Origin of the sequence: Gilliamella sp. Pra-s60 (assembly GCF_009795755.1) — a bacterium.
Taxonomy (GTDB): Bacteria; Pseudomonadota; Gammaproteobacteria; order Enterobacterales; family Orbaceae; genus Gilliamella.
Window position 1 is genome coordinate 1 of the sequence record NZ_WTFA01000058.1, and the last position, 347, is coordinate 347.

Annotated in this window: 1 protein-coding gene; it reads right to left on the reverse strand. The window is 39.2% G+C overall.

The genetic code is table 11. The features are described from left to right. Window positions 1-347 (reverse strand): VENN motif pre-toxin domain-containing protein (locus GQ596_RS11000; protein WP_160401762.1); only part of this gene is annotated, 347 nt, incomplete at both ends.

Below are 347 nucleotides of genomic sequence, written 5' to 3' on the forward strand. Positions count from 1 at the left end.
AGCTAGTTGTTGAACCTCTGCTTCCGTTAATGAGTTCGGATCTTTATAATATTTTCCAACTAGATAATCTCCTTTTTGATCTAACTCATCAAGCATAAACATTTCTATTTTTTCTTGTTGAGTTAAAAAGCTTTCGTTACGTTTTTTTCTTAATGCCATTAATCGGTTTTGGTCTGCTGGACCCAAAAAGTTATTCTCCACCGCATTCTTACTCGCCGCTATCGAGGTGCTGATGTCTCCTGCATCGCCGCCACTTACTGCAGTTGATAGTCCCATCACTAATTGGGTTAATGCGCTGATGTTTTGTTTTTCAGCTTCAGTGAGGTCTTTGATGTCTTTTCCACCAT